General features: G+C 35.4%; 28 protein-coding genes, 2 tRNA genes and 1 pseudogene. 4 read left to right on the top strand and 27 right to left on the bottom strand.

The genetic code is table 11. The features are described from left to right. Positions 1-10 precede the first annotated feature (10 nt). The 20 genes from rpsH to carA form a co-directional block, all read right to left on the bottom strand. Positions 11-406: a 30S ribosomal protein S8 gene (gene rpsH, locus NBW37_RS01385; protein WP_007551150.1), complete on the bottom strand. Its 396-nt coding sequence runs from the start codon at positions 404-406 to the stop codon at positions 11-13. A 21-nt stretch (positions 407-427) separates the two neighbouring features. Further along, positions 428-736 (bottom strand): 30S ribosomal protein S14, encoded by a 309-nt coding sequence (rpsN, locus tag NBW37_RS01380; RefSeq protein ID WP_064124653.1) that lies wholly within the window; start codon positions 734-736, stop codon positions 428-430. Positions 737-752: 16 nt separating this feature from the next. Continuing rightward, on the bottom strand, positions 753-1,286 hold the full coding sequence (gene rplE, locus NBW37_RS01375; RefSeq protein ID WP_250296624.1) for a 50S ribosomal protein L5: 534 nt from the start codon (positions 1,284-1,286) through the stop codon (positions 753-755). Positions 1,287-1,292: 6 nt separating this feature from the next. Beyond that, complete coding sequence (gene rplX, locus NBW37_RS01370) at positions 1,293-1,610, bottom strand: 50S ribosomal protein L24 (protein ID WP_370273118.1); 318 nt, start codon at positions 1,608-1,610, stop codon at positions 1,293-1,295. Beyond that, the gene (gene rplN, locus NBW37_RS01365; protein ID WP_250296623.1) at positions 1,610-1,969 is read right to left on the bottom strand and encodes a 50S ribosomal protein L14; all 360 of its coding nucleotides are present in this window, start codon (positions 1,967-1,969) and stop codon (positions 1,610-1,612) included. Before rplN ends, rplX begins: the two co-directional genes overlap by 1 nt. 13 nt (positions 1,970-1,982) lie before the next feature. Then, positions 1,983-2,219: a 30S ribosomal protein S17 gene (rpsQ, locus tag NBW37_RS01360; RefSeq protein WP_250296622.1), complete on the bottom strand. Its 237-nt coding sequence runs from the start codon at positions 2,217-2,219 to the stop codon at positions 1,983-1,985. Then, positions 2,212-2,415, bottom strand: a complete 204-nt coding sequence (gene rpmC, locus NBW37_RS01355) for a 50S ribosomal protein L29 (RefSeq protein ID WP_164224761.1) — start codon at positions 2,413-2,415, stop codon at positions 2,212-2,214. The genes rpsQ and rpmC overlap by 8 nt, the downstream gene beginning before the upstream one ends. Positions 2,416-2,426: 11 nt before the next feature. Continuing rightward, the gene (rplP, locus tag NBW37_RS01350; protein WP_250296621.1) at positions 2,427-2,840 is read right to left on the bottom strand and encodes a 50S ribosomal protein L16; all 414 of its coding nucleotides are present in this window, start codon (positions 2,838-2,840) and stop codon (positions 2,427-2,429) included. Between the two features lie 11 nt (positions 2,841-2,851). Next, positions 2,852-3,475, bottom strand: coding sequence for a 30S ribosomal protein S3 (gene rpsC / locus NBW37_RS01345; protein ID WP_250296620.1), 624 nt, complete (start codon positions 3,473-3,475; stop codon positions 2,852-2,854). 39 nt (positions 3,476-3,514) lie between these two features. Then, positions 3,515-3,865 (bottom strand): 50S ribosomal protein L22, encoded by a 351-nt coding sequence (gene rplV, locus NBW37_RS01340; protein ID WP_250296619.1) that lies wholly within the window; start codon positions 3,863-3,865, stop codon positions 3,515-3,517. A gap of 5 nt (positions 3,866-3,870) precedes the next feature. Beyond that, positions 3,871-4,155, bottom strand: a complete 285-nt coding sequence (gene rpsS, locus NBW37_RS01335) for a 30S ribosomal protein S19 (protein ID WP_006279181.1) — start codon at positions 4,153-4,155, stop codon at positions 3,871-3,873. A 3-nt stretch (positions 4,156-4,158) separates the two neighbouring features. Continuing rightward, the gene (gene rplB / locus NBW37_RS01330) at positions 4,159-4,983 is read right to left on the bottom strand and encodes a 50S ribosomal protein L2 (protein WP_250296618.1); all 825 of its coding nucleotides are present in this window, start codon (positions 4,981-4,983) and stop codon (positions 4,159-4,161) included. Between the two features lies 1 nt (position 4,984). Next, positions 4,985-5,272, bottom strand: a complete 288-nt coding sequence (locus NBW37_RS01325) for a 50S ribosomal protein L23 (RefSeq protein ID WP_077188180.1) — start codon at positions 5,270-5,272, stop codon at positions 4,985-4,987. After that, positions 5,269-5,883 (bottom strand): 50S ribosomal protein L4, encoded by a 615-nt coding sequence (gene rplD / locus NBW37_RS01320; RefSeq protein WP_250296617.1) that lies wholly within the window; start codon positions 5,881-5,883, stop codon positions 5,269-5,271. Before rplD ends, NBW37_RS01325 begins: the two co-directional genes overlap by 4 nt. A 2-nt stretch (positions 5,884-5,885) precedes the next feature. After that, positions 5,886-6,608 (bottom strand): 50S ribosomal protein L3, encoded by a 723-nt coding sequence (gene rplC, locus NBW37_RS01315; protein WP_250296616.1) that lies wholly within the window; start codon positions 6,606-6,608, stop codon positions 5,886-5,888. A gap of 9 nt (positions 6,609-6,617) precedes the next feature. Next, complete coding sequence (gene rpsJ / locus NBW37_RS01310; protein ID WP_250296615.1) at positions 6,618-6,938, bottom strand: 30S ribosomal protein S10; 321 nt, start codon at positions 6,936-6,938, stop codon at positions 6,618-6,620. A gap of 14 nt (positions 6,939-6,952) precedes the next feature. Continuing rightward, a complete protein-coding gene (gene tuf, locus NBW37_RS01305; RefSeq protein ID WP_250296088.1) occupies positions 6,953-8,125 on the bottom strand; it encodes an elongation factor Tu in 1,173 nt (390 codons plus the stop codon). Between the two features lie 78 nt (positions 8,126-8,203). After that, a tRNA-Gly gene (locus tag NBW37_RS01300) sits at positions 8,204-8,274 on the bottom strand. A gap of 3 nt (positions 8,275-8,277) precedes the next feature. After that, positions 8,278-8,360 (bottom strand) — tRNA-Tyr (locus tag NBW37_RS01295). A 114-nt stretch (positions 8,361-8,474) separates the two neighbouring features. Beyond that, positions 8,475-9,674, bottom strand: a complete 1,200-nt coding sequence (gene carA, locus NBW37_RS01290) for a glutamine-hydrolyzing carbamoyl-phosphate synthase small subunit (protein ID WP_250296614.1) — start codon at positions 9,672-9,674, stop codon at positions 8,475-8,477. A 201-nt stretch (positions 9,675-9,875) separates the two neighbouring features. Between carA and NBW37_RS01285 the strand changes: the two genes are divergently transcribed. After that, positions 9,876-10,352 carry a hypothetical protein gene (locus NBW37_RS01285; RefSeq protein ID WP_250296613.1) on the top strand — a complete coding sequence of 159 codons (477 nt, stop codon included), beginning with the start codon at positions 9,876-9,878 and terminating at the stop codon, positions 10,350-10,352. A 430-nt stretch (positions 10,353-10,782) separates the two neighbouring features. On the opposite strand, the gene NBW37_RS01280 is transcribed toward NBW37_RS01285, so the two are convergent. Together NBW37_RS01280 and NBW37_RS01275 are read right to left on the bottom strand one after the other, a co-directional pair. Further along, positions 10,783-11,493, bottom strand: a complete 711-nt coding sequence (locus NBW37_RS01280) for a hypothetical protein (protein WP_250296612.1) — start codon at positions 11,491-11,493, stop codon at positions 10,783-10,785. Positions 11,494-11,665: 172 nt separating this feature from the next. Beyond that, a protein-coding gene (locus NBW37_RS01275; RefSeq protein ID WP_250295836.1) for an IS630 family transposase occupies positions 11,666-12,677 on the bottom strand; the annotation gives its coding sequence in 2 pieces (ribosomal slippage) (positions 11,666-12,163 and positions 12,165-12,677; 1,011 coding nt in all). Between the two features lie 77 nt (positions 12,678-12,754). On the opposite strand from NBW37_RS01275, the pseudogene NBW37_RS01270 reads away from it, so the two are divergent. Continuing rightward, positions 12,755-13,670, top strand: a pseudogene (locus NBW37_RS01270) (IS630 family transposase); the annotation flags it as partial. On the opposite strand, the gene NBW37_RS01265 reads toward NBW37_RS01270, so the two are convergent. From NBW37_RS01265 to NBW37_RS01255, 3 genes are all read right to left on the bottom strand, one after another. Continuing rightward, positions 13,657-14,064, bottom strand: coding sequence for a hypothetical protein (locus NBW37_RS01265; protein WP_250296611.1), 408 nt, complete (start codon positions 14,062-14,064; stop codon positions 13,657-13,659). The pseudogene NBW37_RS01270 and the gene NBW37_RS01265 sit on opposite strands and share 14 nt — an antisense overlap. Before the next feature lie 98 nt (positions 14,065-14,162). Then, positions 14,163-15,080, bottom strand: a complete 918-nt coding sequence (glpX, locus tag NBW37_RS01260; protein WP_250296973.1) for a class II fructose-bisphosphatase — start codon at positions 15,078-15,080, stop codon at positions 14,163-14,165. A gap of 42 nt (positions 15,081-15,122) precedes the next feature. Continuing rightward, a complete protein-coding gene (locus tag NBW37_RS01255; RefSeq protein ID WP_250295910.1) occupies positions 15,123-16,559 on the bottom strand; it encodes an IS4 family transposase in 1,437 nt (478 codons plus the stop codon). A gap of 173 nt (positions 16,560-16,732) precedes the next feature. On the opposite strand from NBW37_RS01255, the gene NBW37_RS01250 reads away from it, so the two are divergent. Further along, the gene (locus NBW37_RS01250; protein ID WP_250296610.1) at positions 16,733-17,980 is read left to right on the top strand and encodes an ankyrin repeat domain-containing protein; all 1,248 of its coding nucleotides are present in this window, start codon (positions 16,733-16,735) and stop codon (positions 17,978-17,980) included. Positions 17,981-18,015: 35 nt separating this feature from the next. Here NBW37_RS01250 and ppdK read toward each other — a convergent pair whose 3' ends face one another. Then, positions 18,016-20,733, bottom strand: coding sequence for a pyruvate, phosphate dikinase (gene ppdK, locus NBW37_RS01245; protein WP_250296972.1), 2,718 nt, complete (start codon positions 20,731-20,733; stop codon positions 18,016-18,018). 210 nt (positions 20,734-20,943) lie between these two features. Between ppdK and NBW37_RS01240 the strand changes: the two genes are divergently transcribed. Then, a complete protein-coding gene (locus NBW37_RS01240) occupies positions 20,944-21,846 on the top strand; it encodes an Rpn family recombination-promoting nuclease/putative transposase (protein ID WP_250296609.1) in 903 nt (300 codons plus the stop codon). An 11-nt stretch (positions 21,847-21,857) separates the two neighbouring features. On the opposite strand, the gene hemJ is transcribed toward NBW37_RS01240, so the two are convergent. Continuing rightward, positions 21,858-22,286, bottom strand: coding sequence for a protoporphyrinogen oxidase HemJ (hemJ, locus tag NBW37_RS01235; RefSeq protein WP_250296608.1), 429 nt, complete (start codon positions 22,284-22,286; stop codon positions 21,858-21,860). Positions 22,287-22,291: the final 5 nt, after the last annotated feature.

Below are 22,291 nucleotides of genomic sequence, written 5' to 3'. Positions count from 1 at the left end.
CTCCTATTATTTAAAACACACGACACAAAACTTCTCCACCAACCTTTAACTTATGTGCATTATAATCAGTCATCACTCCTTTGGGTGTCGATATAATAAAAATACCAAGACCATTATATGCTTTAGAAATGTCCTTATACTTAGAATAACGACGACAACCAGGCTTTGATACCCTAACTATGTCACTAATTACAGGTGATTTCTCATAATACTTCAATTTTACAATGAAAGAAGGCAAATTATCTACAACTTGCTTTTCATAATCAAGGATATACCCTTCCTCTTTTAAAATCTCCAATATAGAAGAATTCATCTTAGAAAATAGTACCCTTGTCGCCCTATGCATTGCTAATTGAGCATTACGTATCCTTGTTAAAAAATCACCAATACTATCAGATAACGCCACAATATACTCCTTATATTATATTTACCAACTAGATTTTGTAACTCCTGGAACTTGCCCAAAAGAACATAAATCACGCAAAACAATTCTACATAAACCAAATTTTCTATATACTCCTCTTGGTCTCCCAGTCAAAGCACACCTATTTCTAATTTTGGTTTTAGAAGAATTTCTAGGCAATTTTTTAATTAATTTATTTTGAGCTGTAAACCTTTCTACAATAGACAAATTCTTATTATTTATTATAGATTTCAATTTTTCTCTTTTTTCTTTATATTGATCACACAGCTTTATTCTGCGAAGATTTCTTTCTATCATAGATTTTTTTGCCATATATTTCTCCTCTCAATTAATCAAAAAAAGGAAACTTAAAAGCCAGTAATAATTCTTTTGCTTCCTTATCACTAGCCGCAGTTGTTACAATGTTAATGTCCATACCTATAATTTTACTTATTTTATCATAGTCTATTTCTAAAAACGAGATGTGTTCCTTTATACCAAAGGAAAAATTACCATTACCGTCAAATTGCTTCACACTAAACCCTCTAAAATCTTTTTCCCTTGGCAAAGCAATATATATCAATCTTTCTAAAAATTCATACATTTTATCTCTACGCAAAGTTACTTTACAACCTACTGTAGCACTTTTTCTGATCTTGAAGCCAGAAATAGATTTTTTTGCAAAAGTTGATACAGGCTTTTGCCCTGCAATCAAATATAGGCTATCAAGTGGTTCATTTATTGCTTTACTATCTGTAGCAGCATCTCCAACGCCCATATTGATACACACCTTGATAAGTTTAGGTACTTGCATTATATTGCCGTAATTAAACTCATCCTTTAAGGATTTTACTATGCTATCTTTATACAATTCTTTAAACATATCAACCTAATCTATCACTTCTCCAGAAACTTTTGCAAAACGCACTTTTCTACCGTCTATAACCTTAAACCCCACTCTAGTCGGAGTTTTATATTTAGGGTCCAATGTCGCAACGTTGGATATATCAACAGCTAACTCTTTATTTAATATACCACCACTACTACCAGCTTTTGGCTTAGTATGTCTCTTATGTACATTTACTCCAGGAACAATTACCTTTCTTTTAGTATCACGTACCACAACTTTAATCACTTTACCAATTTTTCCCTTATCTCTACCAGTTAAAACTATAACATCGTCACCACTTCTTATTTTAGCACTCATTATAAAACCTCAACAGCTAATGACATTATCTTCATAAAAGAACCAGATGATAACTTTTTTACCGGACCAAACACCCGAGTGCCAAGTGGTTCACCTTGATCGTTAATCAAAACTACAGCATTGCTAGAAAAACGAATTACAGAGCCATCAGATTTCTTAATACCATTTTTCACTCTAACAACAACGGCTTTATATACTTTTCCTTTTTCAACCTTTCCTTTCGGGTGAATAGACTTAGTAGATACAATAATCGTATCACCTATAGATGCAGATTTTCTACCACCTAATAAACCAATACAAAGCACTGCACGCGCACCAGAATTATCAGCTACTTCCAACAATGTATTTTTTTGAATCATATAAATATCCTATTCAATTTGAGCTATTAACAATAACCCATTTTTTAGTAGTAGAAATAGGCTTATGTTCTTGTATTAAAACCTTATCCCCTTTCTTACAACTATTATTCTCATCATGTGCTGTATACTTCTTGTATTTTTTTATAACCTTTTTATACAGCTCATCCTTATACACTTGTAATACCGAAACCTTTACAGTCTTATCACACTCAGCCTTAGTTACAGTACCACAAAAAACCTTTTTAGGCATTCTTTCCCTCTCTTCTTCTTTTATTTAATATAGTTAGAATACGAGCTATGCTCTTTCTTATTAAGCTAAAACGTGAAATATTGTTGCACTGCCCCAACTTCTTTTGAAAAACCAAATTAACAAACTCTTTTCTCAAATTTACAAGAATTTCATGCAACTCTTGTGAGGACCTCGATTCAATGTCAGCTATATCCATTGCAACTCCATTTAATTATGATTAGATACAAATTTACACTTCATAGGAAGCTTAGCGGTTGCCTTTTCAAGCGCCAATCTTGCTAAATGCATGGGGACATCACTGCTAATTTCAAACAATATCCTACCTGGCTTAGTTTTAAATACCCAAAATTCAACACTACCTTTCCCTTTACCCATACGCACATCTGCTGGCTTTTTACTAACAGGGGTATCAGGAAAAATTCTTATCCACACTTTACCAGAACGTTTTAATGTTCTAGATATTACACGCCTTGCAGTTTCAATATGCTTAGACTGAATCCTACCTACTTCTACAGCTTTTAAGCCATAATCCCCAAAAGATAATGTGCTACCACCTTTCGTATTACCCTTAATTCGCCCCTTAAATACCTTCTTATATTTACTCTTTTTGGGAACAAACATCTCAATCTACCTTAATTACCAATATAAACCCAAACCTTAACCCCTATAATACCATATATAGTTTTTGCTTCACAAAAAGCATAGTCTATATTAGCACGTAAAGTGTGTAAAGGCAAACGACCTTCTTTATACCATTCAGTACGAGCTATCTCAGCTCCGCCAAGGCGCCCAGAACAACTTACTTTAATACCTCTAGCACCCATCCTCAAACAACTTTGAATAGCTTTTTTCATCGCTCTTCTAAATGAAACCCTTTTTTCTAACTGTTGTGCGATGCTGTTTGATATTAAAACTGCATCTATTTCAGACCTTTTAACCCCTAATACATTCACGTCTACATCTTTTACATTCTTTTTTACTTTTTCAGCTATTTTTTGCTTTATCTCCTCAATACCTAAGCCTTTCTTACCTATTACCACTCCAGGCTTAGAAGAATGTATTATTACAGACACCGAATCGATCGTACGCTCTATAATTACTTTAGAAACACCAGCATGCTTAAAAGATTCATTTATATAACTGCGAACAGATAAATCTTGATGCAACCCTTGTTTATAATCCTTCTCAGCATACCAAACAGATAACCAGGTATTAATTATTTTTAACCTAAATCCTTTAGGATTAACGTTTCCCATACTTTTGCATTTTCCTTATTAATTTTCTATTTTTATGAATCATATAATTTCCCCCAATTTTACAGTTATATTACTATAACGTTTATTAACTCTATTAGCTCTACCCATAGCTTTTGGACATACCCTACGCAAAGTAAGAGACTTACCTATTGAAATTTCTTTTATATATAAATTATCGATATCCAATCCATAATTATATTGAGCATTAGCAATCGCAGAATCTAATACCTTCCTTATAAGACCCGCAGCTTTCTTTTCACAAAATCTTAATTGCACAGTGGCAAAAGAAACTTTTTTATTACGTACTAAACCAGCAACCAAATTCAATTTACGAGGAGTTGATTTTAAAACCCTAGAACCAGCTTTAACTATTACATCTCTGTTTTTCATATCAATTACCTTCTTGTCGCCTTTTTATCACCACTATGCCCAGTAAATTTACGAGTGGGTGAAAACTCACCAAACTTATGACCTATCATATTCTGATCATTAACATTCACAGGAATGTAATCCTTACCATTATAAACAGCAAACTTTAAACCTAAACAATTAGGAAGAATTACAGAAGCCCTGGAATGAACTTTTATAGCCATGTTAACAAACCCCTTGTTTAAAGCATTATTCACCGACTTTAATATAGAAGGATGACAAAAAGGAGGCTTCCACGCAGATCTACTCATAAACTAACCTTTCAATTGTTTTATATACTTATCACTAGATTTATTTCTCCTCCGAGTTTTCTTTCCTTTTGTTGCAACACCCCAAGGAGTAACAGGATGACGACCACCAGAGGTTTTTCCTTCCCCGCCTCCATGAGGATGGTCAACCGGATTCATTGCAACTCCACGTACAGTAGGTCTAATCCCAAGCCACCTGCTTCTCCCAGCTTTACCCAATTTTCTATTCTTATGGTCAGGGTTAGATACTACACCAATAGTAGCCTTGCAAGAAGATAAAATCAACCTAATTTGACCAGACCTGAGTCGTAATAAAACATATTGGCCATCACGACCAACGATTTGTGCATAACAACCAGCAGCTCTAGCAACCGCAGCACCATTACCTGGCTTCAGCTCAACATTATGAACGAAAGAACCAACAGGTATATGCTTGAGTAGCAAACAATTCCCTGGCAAAATATCAGCATCATTCCCAGCTGTAACAACATCACCTGGCTTCATACCTTGAGGAGCTAATATATAAGACTTAATATCATCTTCCTTGTATGATATTAACGCCAAAAATCCACTTCTATTTGGGTCATACTCTATTTTTTCAACTATACCTTGACCACTTCTATTACGCTTAAAATCTATCACTCTATACTTCTTTTTGTGACCACCACCTCTATGACGAGTTGTAATTCTACCATGATTATTTCTTCCACCACTGGACTTTTTACCAGATGTAAGAGACTTTTCTGGCTCATCTTTTGATAAACCAACTTTACTTACTAATACAGTCCCACGAGAAGACGGAGTAACAGGATTAAAAAATTTCATACCCATATTAAACGCTCATTATATCTAATTTTTGACCATCCATCAAAGAAAAATAAACTTTCTTTCTCTGTTTTTCACAACCAATCACACCCCTAAAACGCCTATATTTAGGCTTAATTCTAACAACATTTATAGAAGAAATTTTAACATCAAATAGAGACTCTATTGCCAACTTTATTTGACGCTTATTTACATTTACAAAAACATACAAAGAATATTTATTAAACTTCTCCCTCAAAAAAGAGGCCTTTTCTGTAATTATAGGAGACTTTATTATATTATTATATTTGATCATAACAATCTACCTTCAAGATGCTTTAAAGTATCCTTTGTCAACATCACGCATTCGTGATTCAATATATCAAAAACATTTAACCCAATAGGTTTGATTAAGTCTACATAGTGCAAGTTTTTAGCCGCACGCAACAAATCATCTCCATAATCACCAACTATCAAAAAGGAAGAAAATTTAAAATTTTTAATACATTCACACATTTCAGACGTTTTCTTCACATCAATATTTAAATTATCCAGAATAATTACTTGATTATTTAAATACTTTAGAGATAAAGCAATTTTTAAACCAAATTTGCGTACTTTCTTATTAAGAGAATAAGTATGACTCCTCACAACAGGGCCAAAAATAATCCCACCACCTCTAAATTGAGGAGATCGCAAGCTCCCTTGTCTTGCCCTACCAGTACGTTTTTGACCATAAGGTTTAGCTGTTGTACCAGAGACATCACTGATACCTTTTGTTTTATGAGTACCAACTCTTCTCTTCGCTAATTGCCATTTCACTATATCATGCAAAATACTCAATTTTTGCTTAGCAGAAAATATCAAAGGATTGAGCTGAGCAGTACCTACATTATTATTAGATAGATTAACTAAATTACATTCCATAACTAACTTACCACATTACTAGCATCATCATTTACATCTAATAGCAGACCTACCGGAAAAGGAACATCTTTATGTAAAGATTTTTTAACTGCATCTCTTACAAAAACATAGGAATTTTTAAACCCAGGAACATTATTACCCTTCACAGCAATTATACTATTTTCATGATCAATGGACACTATCTTCATATTTTGTGCAGTTATCCTGCTGTTACCTAAATGACCAGCCATTTTCTTTCCTTTGAACACTCTACCAGGATCCTGACATTGGCCAGTGGAACCTTGTGATCTGTGAGCAATAGAAACACCATGAGATGCCCTAAGCCCACTGAAATTATGCCGCTTCATCACACCAGCAAATCCTTTACCTATAGAATAACCCGTAATATCAAGATATTGACCAACCACAAAATGATTGATTCCCACTTTTTTACCACATTCTATTTCCGACAGGTCATTTAATCTGCTTTCGTATAACTTACATTTATTATTTATACCCTTTTTCTTTAAATATTCCAACTGAGGTTTTGCTATATTTTTAAAATCTCCTGTGCCTAAAATGACTGAATTATAGCCACACTTATCTTGCCCTTTTATATCAATAATATAAGTTTCGCTGAGATGCAATAAAGTTACAGCCATGCGACTCTTGTCAGAATACATAGCAGTATGACCAATATTCATCATTAGTAAACCAATTCTCCTCAGCGAATTTATTCTCTTCATTTCCTTCTCCTAAACCTTAACTTCCTTAACTTTTAAATCCACTTCTACACCAGCAGAAAAAGATAAACCTTTAAGCATCTGCATCATAGTAGGAGTAAGATCATGTAAAACAATCAAACGCCTAGAAGTTCTTATTTCAAACTGTTCACGAGATTTTTTATCAACGTGAGGAGATCTGTTAACAATAAATTTAGAATCTTTTCTTGGCAACGCAATCGGACCAGATAATTTTGCACTGGACCGCTTTAATTCATCAACAAACTTTCGAACACACTCCTCCAACAAAGAACAATCGAAAGCCTTAATGTTAATATATATATCTTGCTTCATCTTAGTTACTACACTCACTCCAAAATTTCAGAAACAACACCAGAACCAACAGTTCTACCGCCTTCTCTTATCGCAAAACGCAATCCCTTATCCATTGCTATCGGTACTTGCAATTCTACCTCTACACTCACATTATCTCCTGGCATTACCATCTCCTTCCCATCTAGCAATTTTATGCTCCCAGTTACATCCGTTGTCCTTAAATAAAACTGTGGCTGGTAATTCGCAAAAAATGGTGTATGCCTTCCTCCTTCCTCTTTCTTTAATATATAAACCTCCGCCTTAAACTTTCTATGCGGCGTTATCGTCCCCGGTTTTGCTAATACTTGTCCTCTCTCCACTTCTTCTCTTTTTGTTCCCCTGAGCAATATTCCTACATTGAGTCCTGCACTTCCCTTATCCAGCAACTTCTTAAACATTTCTACACCTGTGCATATCGTCTTTTGCGTCGCTTTCAGGCCTATTATCTCTATCTCTTCTCCCGTCTTTATTTCTCCTTTCTCTATTCTTCCTGTTACCACCGTTCCTCGCCCAGATATCGAAAATACATCTTCGATTGGCAATAAAAATGGTAAATCCACAGGCCTTGGTGGAACCGCTACATATTCATCTAACTTTTCCATCAATTTATCTATTGATTTCTTTCCATATTCGCTGCTGTCATCCTCCAGCGCCTTGAGTGCTGAACCAACCACAACAGGCACTTCATCCCCTGGAAATCCGTATTTATTCAGCAATTCCCTCACTTCCATTTCGACTAAATCCATCATCTCAGCATCAGCAACATCAGCTTTATTTATATACACCACGATATATCCAACACCTACCTGCTTCGCCAGCAATATATGCTCTCTTGTTTGTGGCATTGGCCCATCAACCCCTGACACTACCAATATCGCTGCATCCATCTGTGCTGCACCTACTATCATGTTCTTTACATAATCAGCGTGTCCAGGACAATCAACATGTGCATAATGCCTTTTTTCCGTCTGATACTCAACATGCGCTGTTGCTATTGTTATCCCCCTCTTCCTTTCTTCTGGCGCCTTATCTATCTGATCGTACGCTACAAAATTTCCATAATGCTTTGTTATCGCTGCTGTTAACGTTGTCTTCCCATGATCCACATGTCCTATTGTTCCCACATTTACATGTGGCTTTCCAAATGCTTCCACTACTGCTGTCATAATTTAAACTTTTCTACCTAAAATACAAATACATCAATAAATAATATGTTGATTTTATAAAAATACAACAAAAAAAAGAGCGGATAGTGGGAATCGAACCCACGTCACTAGCTTGGAAGGCTAGAGCTCTACCATTGAGCTATACCCGCACATGGAGGAGGTAGGATTCGAACCTACGTACGCTCACGCGGACAGATTTACAGTCTGTTACCTTTAACCACTCGGTCACTCCTCCGCAAAAATTTGTTAAGAGAATACTATTTTAGCATCTTAACTTAAGCTCTTATTGTATTTAATACTAAACGCCTAAAATTAAAAAATCAAGCAATAAAACCTACCTTAATTAAAATCATGCAGATTTCATTTTATACAACACAATATTGTCAATAAAACGTCTAAACAAATAATGCGAATCATGCGTACCTGGCGCTTCTTCTGGATGATATTGCACAGAAAAGACTAGGTAATCCTTCATCATTATTCCCTCTACACTATTATCAAATAGAGACATGTGAGTAATTTCAACATTACTTGGAAGAGAAGCTGAATCAACAACAAAACCATGATTTTGGCTAGTGATCTCAACTTTTCCACTAATTACATCATAAACTGGATGGTTACTCCCTCGGTGACCAATATCCATCTTGATGGTCTTTGCTCCCAAAGTAATCGCAAGTAATTGATGGCCCATGCATATGCCAAAAATTGGTATTTTAGATTTTATAATAATGTCTATTTCTGAAACTACACTTTCTCCTATTTCTTGCGGATCACCAGGACCATTTGAAAGCACTATACCATCTGGATTCATACTCAACACTTTTTGAGCAAAACCTGTGCTTGGTCTGATTAATTCAACTGTACAACCAAGTTCTATTAAGCGTGAAATTATACTGATTTTTACGCCAAAATCAACGATTACAATCCTATATTTTGCATTAAGGTCAATAGCTCTATCTGATGTCATTCCAGTGCGTGACACTGGAATCCATATATTTTTTGCTGGATCCGAGTAGTCAGCTACTTGGATGACAAAGTGCTCCGCTAGTCTATTATTTTCAAAACTGTTATTTAAGCTAACCTTATTAGTTATTTCTATCCCATTTACAGGTTTGTATTCCTTCAATTTGTCCAACGCATGCGCCTTACTCGATGAGCATATCATTCCATTTTGAGATCCATGTTCTCTCAAATGTCTTGTTAAAGCTCTAGTATCAACTCCTGATATCCCAATCACGTTATTTTTCTCTAACCAATCATTTAAATTGATATATGAAGAAGGGTGGGACATAGAAGAAAGTTCACGCATAACCACACCACTTGCAAAAATTTTCTTTCCTTCATTATCCTTATGGTTTATTCCAATGTTACCAATATGAGGAAAAGTGAACGTTATAATTTGATCGGCAAAAGAAGGATCAGTTATAGTATGCTGATAACCGGTCATACCAGTGGTAAAACAAACCTCGCCTATGCACTTGCCTTTTTTACCTACTGATTTTCCCCAAAAGCATTTACCATCTTGTAAAATTAAAACTGCGTCCTGCACTTCATTATCTATTTAACCAATTCAAAACAGTATACAAGAATTTCAAATAATACGTAACTCTTTCTAAAATTCCAAATTTAACCACGAGGCGGCGAAGAACAATATGAAAAAAATTTTTAATGTGCCCTTTCATAAAATATGTTGACTATCTCCGTATTTTATATTAGATATAACTTAGTGTTAGAAAATAGAGGGGTTATTATGTTTGCAAGTGAGATCCAACCTAAAAACAAGTTACTAATTGCAGGAGCTGGGTTACTATTCTTTACGATGGTGTTGCCATCATTTTTTCTCTTAGCAAAAATAGCCATAGGATTAGCTATGATCGCAATTGCAACAATCGCGATAAAAATTCTCTCAAAAACAATATCAAATGTTCTTGAAGAAAAGAAAGCAGAGGCAGCACAACAAACAACACAAAGTAAAATTATAAACCTAGCTATTGGATTAACATCTATACTTGTGGGAGGATTATCACTATTCATTATAGCACAAACTGGCTTAATTGCAGCATGTGCAGCTATAACTGCTTTAGCTCTACACGAATATGTTAAAAATGAAGAAATAGGAAAAGATATAAACAATAAATTCGATAAGGTAGCTGACAGTATAACTGATTTTATTGTTAGCAATGTTGAAAAACTTATTCCAACAAAGCCGCCAGGCATAACAGCCTAAACTGTCTCCGTTCAGGAGAGTGGTTTAAGAAACAATAGATAAAAGGTTTTGAAAAGGGTTCAGCCTCCTTTGTTTCCAAGTCAGTATCTGTTCAGCAGAGTGGCAAAATAAGGTAGACGAGAAAAGACAACTATAGGAACAATGGGTGTCATGCCAGTGCGTGACACTGGAATCCAGTCCTTTTGCACAGTTCCATCAAAAACGTTGTAAAGCGCTTTCGTGTTTACCAACTTAGTGCCCAATCTGGATCCCAGTGTCAAGCACTGGGATGACGGGGGAAGGAGGCTACTGGAATGACACCTTTGTGTTTGAGGCAAAACCTGCTATAACATTTCTTCGCAAACAAATGTTCGTACAGTAGCTACTTTCATGACACCATTTGTTGTAAACTCACTTTTTCTCTATGATTATCCTTATTATCCTACTTTGTCTACCTTCCTTGCTGCTTTCCGGACGAATGCTCTACAGTTATTTCCTCATCAATAGCCGAGCTAGGTGCACCAGAATCAGGTACAATGATATTCTCGTGTGGTTGTATGTTCTCTTTTTCCTCACATGGTGTCTGCTTAATGAAATGTTCTGCTAAAACTTCACGTAAAGCTTTACCTTTTATAAGCACAGCCTCGTTTTGCTTAGCTAGTTCTAAAATTTCTTTTGGTTCAACATCTTTACCGTTAATAGTTGATTTTCCAATACTAATTTTACCAGAATTGATATTTAAAACAACAGTACAGTTAAGGTCTTTTCCAGATTCATCTTTTGCACCCCAACTAATTTCGATGTTACATAGTGCAAATTTTGTAAAGGAGTAGTTCCTCTGTTGTTTCTCATTCTTCTTAATCGTTGCTATTCTTTTACCTTTTTCGTTGTATATTTTTTGTCTTTCTAATTCACTTTTTTTGTTGAATAAGCTACCGGTTTCTAAAGTTTGTCCAGGTTTAATTTTAATATTAAGATTCTGATGAATATTGCGATTTTTTCCAACGTGAGGTCCATTAAAAAAAGCACCAGAGAAATCGCTATTTAAAAATTCTTTTGCATTCTGCTCCCCCTTGCTAATTCTATCCAAATATATATTCAATCTTTCTGTGAATTTCTTTTTATCTTGAGCATCACACTTCTTACTTATACCAATCTCCACTAATAGATAGACAAATAGTAAAAACTACAAATAATTGAGGCTAGAAAGAATAAATATGTAGTTTATGGCAGGAAAAAGTAAAGCAATAGGAGAAGAACTATATAATCAATGCAAGTTAGAATTAAAAAAATATGGAATAAGAGGAGAGATAGGAAGAAGGTTATACCAACCCTCATAAATAACTAGACAAATAATTCACAGAGCAAATGGTTTTGATCGAACTTTCCGTAATATCTCGAATAAATTCAGATACAGCATTTTCAAGTAATTTAATAGAGTCATACATCTTGTTCTTTATTATATTTTCCTTTAAATGTTGCCAAAATCTTTCCACAGGATTGAGCTCAGGCGAGTACGGCGGCAAATAAATTATGGTGATATTTTCAGGAGTTTTTAAACCTTTAGACCTATGCCAACTTGCGCAATCCATGATAAGAAAAGCTTCTCTAGTCCCCAAATCTTTCGACATCTGCTCCAAAAATATGTTCATGCAATCTGTGTTTACATGTGGAGCAAGTAGGCTAATATCCTCTCCATTCCTGGGATTTACAGCGCTGTAAAGATAGAAGTTTTCTCTTCCGATTTTTACTTTAACTTGTGTTCTTGAGCCCTTTTTAAACCATCCATGTCCAACTTTTGAGTGCGTTCCAAATCTCGATTCATCGAAAAAAAACCTCCTTTTTCCGGTTCTTTTCCACAATTTCATTGAGATTTTTTTTGAACTCCTCTTGTTTGTTTTTGTCTTGTTTATAATGTGCTGGACGAGGTGTGATATATGTAAATCCTAGCTTCTTCATAAGCCTTCTCGCCGTTGACTCACTTACTTTGATAGCTAACATTCCTTCAACTATACCTTGCAATTTTTTAGCAGTCAGATTTGCCCCATCTTCTTCTATTACCTCTCTTATTTTTTCCTTCTTCTCCTCGTTCAGTTTTGGTTTAGGTCCTCGCCCTGGCTGTATTGCAAACCCAATAACACCTTTTTCTTTAAATCTTGCAATCCATTTCATTAATGTCGTTCTCGTAATTCTATATATTTTAGCAACTTTTGAGATACCATACTCCTTTGCTGATATTATTGCTTGTAACCTTCTTCCTATCTCTCCTCTTATTCCATATTTTTTTAATTCTAACTTGCATTGATTATATAGTTCTTCTCCTATTGCTTTACTTTTTCCTGCCATAAACTACATATTTATTCTTTCTAGCCTCAATTATTTGTAGTTTTTACTATTTGTCTATCTATTAGTGGAGATTGGTATTACAAGCAATAATATCAGCAAAGGAGTATGGTATCTCAAAAGTTGCTAAAATATATAGAATTACGAGAACGACATTAATGAAATGGATTGCAAGATTTAAAGAAAAAGGTGTTATTGGGTTTGCAATACAGCCAGGGCGAGGACCTAAACCAAAACTGAACGAGGAGAAGAAGGAAAAAATAAGAGAGGTAATAGAAGAAGATGGGGCAAATCTGACTGCTAAAAAATTGCAAGGTATAGTTGAAGGAATGTTAGCTATCAAAGTAAGTGAGTCAACGGCGAGAAGGCTTATGAAGAAGCTAGGATTTACATATATCACACCTCGTCCAGCACATTATAAACAAGACAAAAACAAACAAGAGGAGTTCAAAAAAAATCTCAATGAAATTGTGGAAAAGAACCGGAAAAAGGAGGTTTTTTTTCGATGAATCGAGATTTGGAACGCACTCAAAAGTTGGACATGGATGGTTTAAAAAGGGCTCAAGAACACAAGTTAAAGTAAAAATCGGAAGAGAAAACTTCTATCTTTACAGCGCTGTAAATCCCAGGAATGGAGAGGATATTAGCCTACTTGCTCCACATGTAAACACAGATTGCATGAACATATTTTTGGAGCAGATGTCGAAAGATTTGGGGACTAGAGAAGCTTTTCTTATCATGGATTGCGCAAGTTGGCATAGGTCTAAAGGTTTAAAAACTCCTGAAAATATCACCATAATTTATTTGCCGCCGTACTCGCCTGAGCTCAATCCTGTGGAAAGATTTTGGCAACATTTAAAGGAAAATATAATAAAGAACAAGATGTATGACTCTATTAAATTACTTGAAAATGCTGTATCTGAATTTATTCGAGATATTACGGAAAGTTCGATCAAAACCATTTGCTCTGTGAATTATTTGTCTAGTTATTTATGAGGGTTGGTATTACTATATCGATTATCTTTTCTGACTGTTCCCTATTCTTCAGCATGGAGATAAAAAGAAAAGCATTCTTCTTCCTTCCATAATATTTTGCTATTTTATCAAATGGATTTGCCTCTTTACCTTCATTATAATTTATATCATACGAAGAATAGTTAAATGGACCATTTGAGAAATCTAAATTATTAAAGTCTGACAATATCTCTTGTACTTCAGGATTATTATCAAACATACATTCGTCTTTGGGAACTTCTTGTACAATTAATTTCTCTTGTGAAATACCCTCTGTAGCATTTTTATCACGTGGGTAAATTAGAGATTGAACCTTATTTTTAATCTGAGAAGGTAAACTTAATACTTTTTTAATTTGAGAAAATAAATCTAACACTCCAGGCCTCCTTTTTTTAAGATAGAAATAACAGAAATAGTATATTCTAATATCAGCATTGTAAAGCTAAAATTTAGGTGTATTGAAAAATAATTAACCTAACTTATAACTTGCAGCTTTATCAGCTTGTTAGGCAGAATTATTAAAGAATTAGTTGAATAGGTATTATGATTCAATTTAACTCCATCCACAAGTTCTCCGCTTGTTACTCCAGTTGCAATGAACACTGATTCACCTCTTGCCATATCTTTTACGGTGTAGATTTTTTCTGGGTCATCAATATTTAAATTTTTTGCTCTTTCTCTTAACTGATCCATGTCAAATATTAATCTTCCCTCCATTTGCCCACCGATTGAACTTAGTGCTGCGGCTGCAAGCACCCCTTCTGGTGCTCCTCCTATACCGATATACATATCATGATTGCCATTTACTAGTGAAACTATGGCCGCAACATCACCATCATCTATTAGTTTAATTTTTGCTCCTAATTTCCTGATTTTCAATATTAATTTATCATGCCTTTCACGTTTAAGTACAGTTACCACGAGATCATTCACTTTGCATTTTTTTGCCTTGGCCAAATTGTCTAGATTCTTTTCAATGCTATTTTTTAGTGAGACTACACCCTCTGGAAGATTTTTTCCCACTGCTATCTTTTCCATATAAACATCAGGTGCGTGTAAAAAATTACCTTTTTTCGTTGCAGCAAGAACGGACATTGCCCCTGATTTGTAATGAGCACAAATCGTAGTGCCTTCAAGTGGGTCAACAGCAATGTCAATCTCAGGACCATTTCCAGTGCCAACCTGCTCGCCAATATATAGCATCGGTGCTTCGTCTCTCTCCCCTTCACCAATTACGATAGTACCATTTATTTCCATTGAATTTAACACTGTTCGCATTGCATCAACTGCAACCTGATCAGCCCTTTTTTCATCACCTAAACCCGCTAGTTTATATGCAGCAAGCGCTGCAGCTTCGGTCACTTTAACTAATTTATAGGCTAAATCTTCCATCATTTGCTTTAAGAACTATATTCAATATATATCATCTTACTATTACCCACAAATATGTGGTTCATGAGCAAGTCTCCATCCTTCTGCTAGATCAAAGAGACGTCTCCACCCTTTCCAAAGAGTAATTGGTCCTGGTTTTGGGTCGCTTTTTCTTGCTAAATGACCTCCAAGTTGAGCAATCCACGAAACGGCTTCTTTTATAGTAGGGGCTATACTTGGACATGGTTTTCTGTGTATTTTAACATATAAAACTTTCCATTCTTCCTCAGCTAATAAGCCAGTACATGGTAATGTTGGGTTAGTTCTTGCAATTGATGTAATAAAGAAAATTCTCCAAGCAATAATGCTCATGACTGTTAAATACCTCATTAATCTTTCTGCTGTTCCAAGTCTACATTCCTCAACTTTGAGACCAGATTTTAAAATCTTATGCAATATCTCTATTTTCCATCTCAAACAATACCAACTAATTTTTTCAACAGCTTCTTCAAAAGTACTGACCGAAAGATTTGTTAAAAGCATCCACTCTAGCGGACTTGCTCCTGGAGGAGAATTTCTTTCAACAACATGAATTGCGTAAAGTTGTAGACTGAATAATGCTGCTGGTTTATATTTTATGTGACCTTCTTTACATTTTATGTGGCTTTCATGTGGACTCATCATAAATTTTCCGAATCTAATTTCTAGAAATGCTGTCCTTTTTTGCTTATCATCTCTAGCAGGGATTTCAACTTCTACTTTTCCAGTGCAAGGAAGACCTTGGATAAATGACCATAATTTTTGCTTATTCCTGGTATACATAAATTTTTTATTTACATTTCTGTTGTGACGAGCTCTTACTAAAATTGCTGAGTTAAGATTATGTGCAAGTTCAAAAAAATCATGTATATCTGCTTCTCTGTCACATACAGTTATAACCTCTGTTTGGGTCTGATCTATAATATTATTTGTTTTCTTTAAGCTTTCTAGCCATTTCATACTTTCTTTATCCTCAATATGAACGTTACTACGATGACTCTTTAGTCTTTTTTCTTCTTCAGAAATTGGTGGCCTCGAGTAAATCTTTTGATCCAATATTCCTAGTACCAAACCTTCCGTACTAACAGCAAGGGCTGTATGCATTACTGTACCTTTACCTCCTTTCCCAGCAATACTTCCCAATCCGCTTGTTTTTTTATGACTTGAGTATGAAATATAAGTTGTATCTTGAATTACAAGGACTCTTTTATGAGCTTTTGTTCTTTCAACTGTTTTATCAATGTGTGAAGCTAGAATATCAACTTCTTTTACGTTCTCATTTTGAAAAAAACGATATGCAGCTTTTGCTTCTGACCAACTTCCGCATGCCTCATTAATTGAGCTTTCAGGTGAACCTATCACACTATTAGCAATATTCACTAATCTTTCGGTCAATCTTTTATCTCCAAGTGAAGCATCTCCAAATTCATTTTTAGCCCACTCATTACTCTCGTTTGCCATTTTTATACCATCAATATTTGCAAACTCTAATATTGTAATACTTTATTCATAAGTACATCTATATTTGTGGGTAATAGTAAGATATATCATGCCACTTGAGACTGCAAGATGTCTTGACTGACTTTGATGGAATTGGTATAATAAGTTATATTTATAATAGTGGGATTGCAGTTATGCCGTATAGTAATGATGATATTGAAAACCTGGTCTTGCACATAGCTAGAATGTTGCAATATACAGAGGACATTGATCTGGAAGACTTGCTAAAAGGTTCAAGATGGAAAGAAGTTAATTTCCAAGATAAATGTGAAGGAGGCAATTCGTTAGGAGACTTACTTCTAAAACATGCAAACGAAAATAACAATCCACGCATTAAGGATCTTTTTCTTAGAAATGGGTTCAAGCTTCCTCAACAAGAGCAGGTAGCTGCTGCTGCAAACAAGGAAGAAGAGGTACCTGAAGAAAATAAAACAGACAGTAATAAAGTAGATTCTAGTAACTGCAAAAACCCTGGTATGACTGCTGAAGTACTTTACGGGCAACTAATACAAGACAAAAAAACAAATCCGGCAATTTTTGACTCGTTTGCAAATGCTGTAAGAGAGTCCAATATTACCGGCGATCGTGGCGTATTTCTAGATGTTGTAAAATTGTTTACAGGTTTAGATGCTGTAATCCATCTTACAGATACTACTTCCAGAACTATATTGGGCATAGCTGCAATAACAAAACAAGCTGATGTTGTAAGAATACTCTTAGATAGTGGCAAATTTGATGAAGAAGAAAAATTTAACGCTTTGCGTTCTGCTATTACTCAGGGTAATGCCCAAGAAGCTGAGCTAATTTTAGGTTACGTGAGTCCTGCAAACAGGAAAGAGGCTTTAGAAGTGGCAATACAGGCAGATAAAACTGAAATTGTTAATGCGTTCTTGAATAGTGGTAAGCTTAATGAAGAAAATAGAGCAGAACCCAGCAGCAGTAATGAAAACATTGGTAGTAGACCTGTAGCAACAGTGCCTCCAGTTAGTACTAATGGTGATAATCATAATAACGAAGGTGAAATACCTGTATCAACAAACGCTAGTCCAACTGCCACGCCAAATAATGGTAATAAAGCTAATGGCTTCACAGATGCTCAATTTTCTATTCCAAATGAACAAGAAACTAAATATAAAGAGAGCAAAAAGGATTTTTACACCTCATTGACAAAAGATGTTGTTGGAGTTGTTATTACAGGATTATTCATTACTGCTGCTGTGATGGTTCCATTTGTAGCTGGTGCAGTAGTTTGCAGTGTCATAGCTGCTTTGGTTGCAATAGCTACCGGGTGGCATATAAAAAGTTCTACGTTACCAAGTTATAGAAAAATGGAAGAAAATAAAGTTGAACACGTGAGTCCAAAAACTGCACAAACGTTGTGATTTAAGAGCAGCTTTCGCTAGGTGTGTGATACTGGTTACTCAACACACTTAGATTTTATGCTAAACTGTGCTGCCACTAACTTTGCAACCGGTACTCTATAGGGTGAGCATGAAACATAATCCACCCCTGACTTGATGAGAAACTCTATAGATTTTGGATCTGCTCCATGCTCTCCACATATACCCAGTTTTATTTCTTTTCGGGTTTTTTTGCCTCTTTCAATGGCTATCTTGATTAACTCCCCTACCCCTTCGATGTCCAGCACTTCAAATGGGTCGTTTTCGAATATGTTGTTTTCCTTATAGGAATCGAGGAAATTAACTGAATCATCTCTTGAGAGTCCCATGGTTGCTTGCGTTAAATCATTAGTACCAAAACTAAAAAACTCTGCGTGTTTTGCTAACTTATCAGCAATTAGTGCTGCTCTTGGTAATTCTATCATCGTTCCGATTGAATAAGCCTTGTCTCCAGCGCGTGACGCTGGAATCTGCGTCTGTGAGATAACAGAGTTTGCTAGCTCGCATATCAGAATAAATTCTTTCTCGCTCATGATAAAGGGAACCATGATTTCAGGCTTAACTTCTACCTTTTTCTCTTCCTTTAGCTCATTTGCAGCACTAAGTATTGCCCTGATTTGCATGCTATATATTTCAGGATGAGAAATGGCAAGTCTACAACCTCGATGGCCAAGCATTGGGTTCTTTTCTGATAACTGTGCTATTTTATTTTTTACTGATTCAACTGACTTACTAAGCGATTTAGCAATTTTTTCTATAGTAGACTGATTATTGGGTAAAAACTCATGCAAAGGTGGATCAAGCAACCGTATAGTGACTTCCCTGCCCTCCATAATAGAAAATATTTCTTTGAAATCAGACTTTTGCATTTCTTCTAGTTTAATGAGCGCATTTGCCCTTTCATTTTCATCGTCAGCTATTATCAATTTTTGAATGAATTCGATTCTATCACTAGCAAAAAACATATGTTCTGTGCGACACAAGCCTATACCTTCTGCACCGAATTCTTTTGCAATTTTTGCATCTTTTGGAGTATCAGCGTTCGCTCTCACTTTGATCGTTTTGATTTCATCTATCCAATTGATTATCGTTTTGAATTCTTGCGATAATTCAGGTGAAATTGTAGGAAGAATGCCAAGCATAACCTCCCCTGTTCCTCCGTTGATAGTAATTGGTTCACTTTTATTTACTTTTGTATCCCCTACAGAAAAGAAAGTTCCATCTTTATCGATATAAAGTCCACTTACACTGCAAATGCATGGCTTACCCATTCCACGAGTTACAACAGCAGCATGCGAGGTCATCCCTCCCCGCGCTGTTACTATGCCACTTGCAGCATTCATTCCATTAATATCTTCAGGACTCGTTTCTGACCTTACTAAAATTACTTTTTTGCCCTGCTCTGCAGCTTTTTCAGCATCACTTGCACTAAACACTACATATCCAGAAGCAACCCCTGGAGAAGCCGGCAGCCCCTTCCCTATTACTTTTTGGTCACTCTTAACGTCAAGAACTGGATGCAATAAATTGTCAAAGGTTTTTGGATCAATTCTCAATATCCCTTCTTCTTTTGTAATCGTTCCTTCGTTTACCATATCAACTATTATGCGAATAGCAGCTTCAGCCGTGCGCTTGCCAGACCTAGTTTGCAAAATCCATAACTTACCGTCCTGCACAGTAAATTCGATATCCTGCATGTCTTTATAATGCCTTTCAAGTTTTTCACATACCACGCATAATTCTCGGTAGACACTTGGCAGCAACTTCTCCATGGTGTTTTTTTGCTCTCCGTCAATTGGCATAGGAGTATAAACACCAGAAACCACATCCTCACCCTGAGCATTAATCAAAAACTCACCAAAAAGCTTTTTTTCTCCAGTTGAAGGATTTCGTGTAAATATCACACCAGTTGCAGAATTATCATTTAAATTACCAAAAACCATTGCTTGCACGTTGACCGCTGTTCCAAGGTTTTCAGGAATATTATGTATTTTTCTATAGGAAACAGCCCTATCATTTTTCCAAGAAGCAAATACTGCATTCACTGAGCTGAGCAATTGCTCTTCAACGTTCTGCGGAAAATGTTTTCCTGTTTTTTCATGTACTATCCTTTTGAAATTGTTAACAATTTCTTTTAAAACATCAACATCAAGATCAGCTAAGCTTTTTGCTCCACTCTTTTGCTGCTTATTATCAACAACATCTTGAAATAGGTGATGATCAAGCTGTAGTACAACATTGGAGTACATCATGATGAAACGGCAGTAGCTATCGTAAGCAAAACGTTCGCCACTTTTTTTTGCAAGCCCAACAACGGTTTCATCATTTAGGCCAACATTTAAAATAGTATCAAGCATACCCGGCATTGAACTAACACTACCAGAGCGTATGGAAACTAATAAAGGATTATTTGTATCTCCGAATTTACAACCGATGTCATTTTCGAGCATCGCCATGTAATTTTTGATTCCACTACATATGTCATTCCAGTGTGTAACACTGGAATCCATATTTTTTTCTGGATCCGAGTAGTCAGCTACTTGGATAACAGAAGATCTATTGTCTTGATAATAGACTTTGCAAGCAGAGGTGGAAATTGTGAAACCAGGTGGAACAGGAACACCAATGTTGCACATTTCTGCTAAATTTGCTCCCTTCCCTCCCAGCAGATTTTTCATTTCTGCATTGCCTTCGCACTTGTTCTGGCTGAAGTAATGTATTAATCTTTCTCCCATCATTTTCTCCTGATTTTCACTGATAAACACATTGTACATATAGTTCCAATAAACCTGTGAGAACTTGAAACCTTAGGATAATAAATTTTACAAAATTTAGCAACAACGTTCCTTACAACAACATCAGTAAAGTTAACAAAAAAGACGACAAATTATTGAATTATTATTAATAAGAATATATAATATAAAGATATATTTAAAAATCTTTTTATGGCTCTCTCGAAGTTTCTGGATCCCAAGAATGATGTCGCATTTCGGCGTATCTTTGGCACTGAGAAGAATAAAGATATCCTAATTCACTTCCTCAATGATATTCTGGGTTTTGCTGGCAAAAATGCAATACAGGATATAGAGTTTTTAAGTACTATTCAAGACCCTGATATTGCCTCTAAAAAGCAAAGCATTGTTGATGTATTATGTAGAGATTCCACAGGGGTGCAATGGATTATTGAGATGCAGGTCGCTAAAACCAAAGGCTTCGAAAAACGTGCCCAATACTATGCTGCTAAAGCCTATTCAAGACAAGCCGATAAAGGTGATCAATACCAAGACCTTAAGGAAATTATCTTTATTGCTATAGCAGATTGTGTTTTATTTCCTGATAAGTCTGAGTATAAATCAAAACATACTATTCGAGATGAAGACACTAATGAGCACGATCTAAAAGATTTTTATTTTATATTTATTGAATTGCCAAAATTTCCAAAAACCAAAGAAGATCAGCTTTCAAGCATAGTTGAAAAATGGGTCTACTTCTTTAAATATGCAGATGAGACTAGCGAAGAAGAGCTGGAAAAAATAATAGGTAGTGATCTAATAATTAAAAAGGCCTATGAAGAGCTAAATAGGTTCAACTGGTCAGAAAAAGAATTTATTGCCTATGAACAGGAAATAAAACGTATTCTTGATGAACAGGCTGTCCTCGCTCAAAAATTTGATGATGCTACTGAAAAAGGCATCCAAATCGGACATGAAAAAGGCAGAGCGGAAGGTCGAAAAGAAAGGGATATTGAAGTTGCAAAGAATCTACTTAAAGCAGGTGTATCAATTGATATCATATCTCAAACTACAGGTCTTACAGTTGATGAAATTGAAAACTTCATTTTAGTTTGAGTTTACAAAGTTTAAAACGGTTTCACAACAACCATAATAACTATGATTATTATCAATACTGTAACTGCCTCATTTAAAACGCGAAAGTAAACGTGGGTTTTTTCATTTGAACCCATTACAAAACTTTTCCTATGCATTGCAAGTAGCCCATGAATAGCAACCATAAAGAGTAATGCTAGTGCTTTTACATGGAACCACCCTTCGCGATATGCTTCTCTTATAATCATTAATGTCATTCCCAAACCAAGTGAGAAAAGCATTGCAGGGTTTATGATATATCTAAGTAGCCTCTTTTCCATTGTTTGAAGCAAGTTATCATTTTCTGATCCTGGTTTTACAGTTGCGTGATAAACATAAAGTCTGGGTAAATAAAGCATACCTGCCATCCACATAATGACGGAAATAATGTGAAAAGCTTCAAGCCAGTGGTAATAATCCATTGAGA

Source organism: Wolbachia endosymbiont of Oedothorax gibbosus, from assembly GCF_936270145.1.
Taxonomy (GTDB): domain Bacteria; phylum Pseudomonadota; class Alphaproteobacteria; order Rickettsiales; family Anaplasmataceae; genus Wolbachia.
The sequence above is the reverse complement of the archived record's forward strand: the minus strand, read 5'-3'. Positions and strand labels throughout refer to the sequence as shown.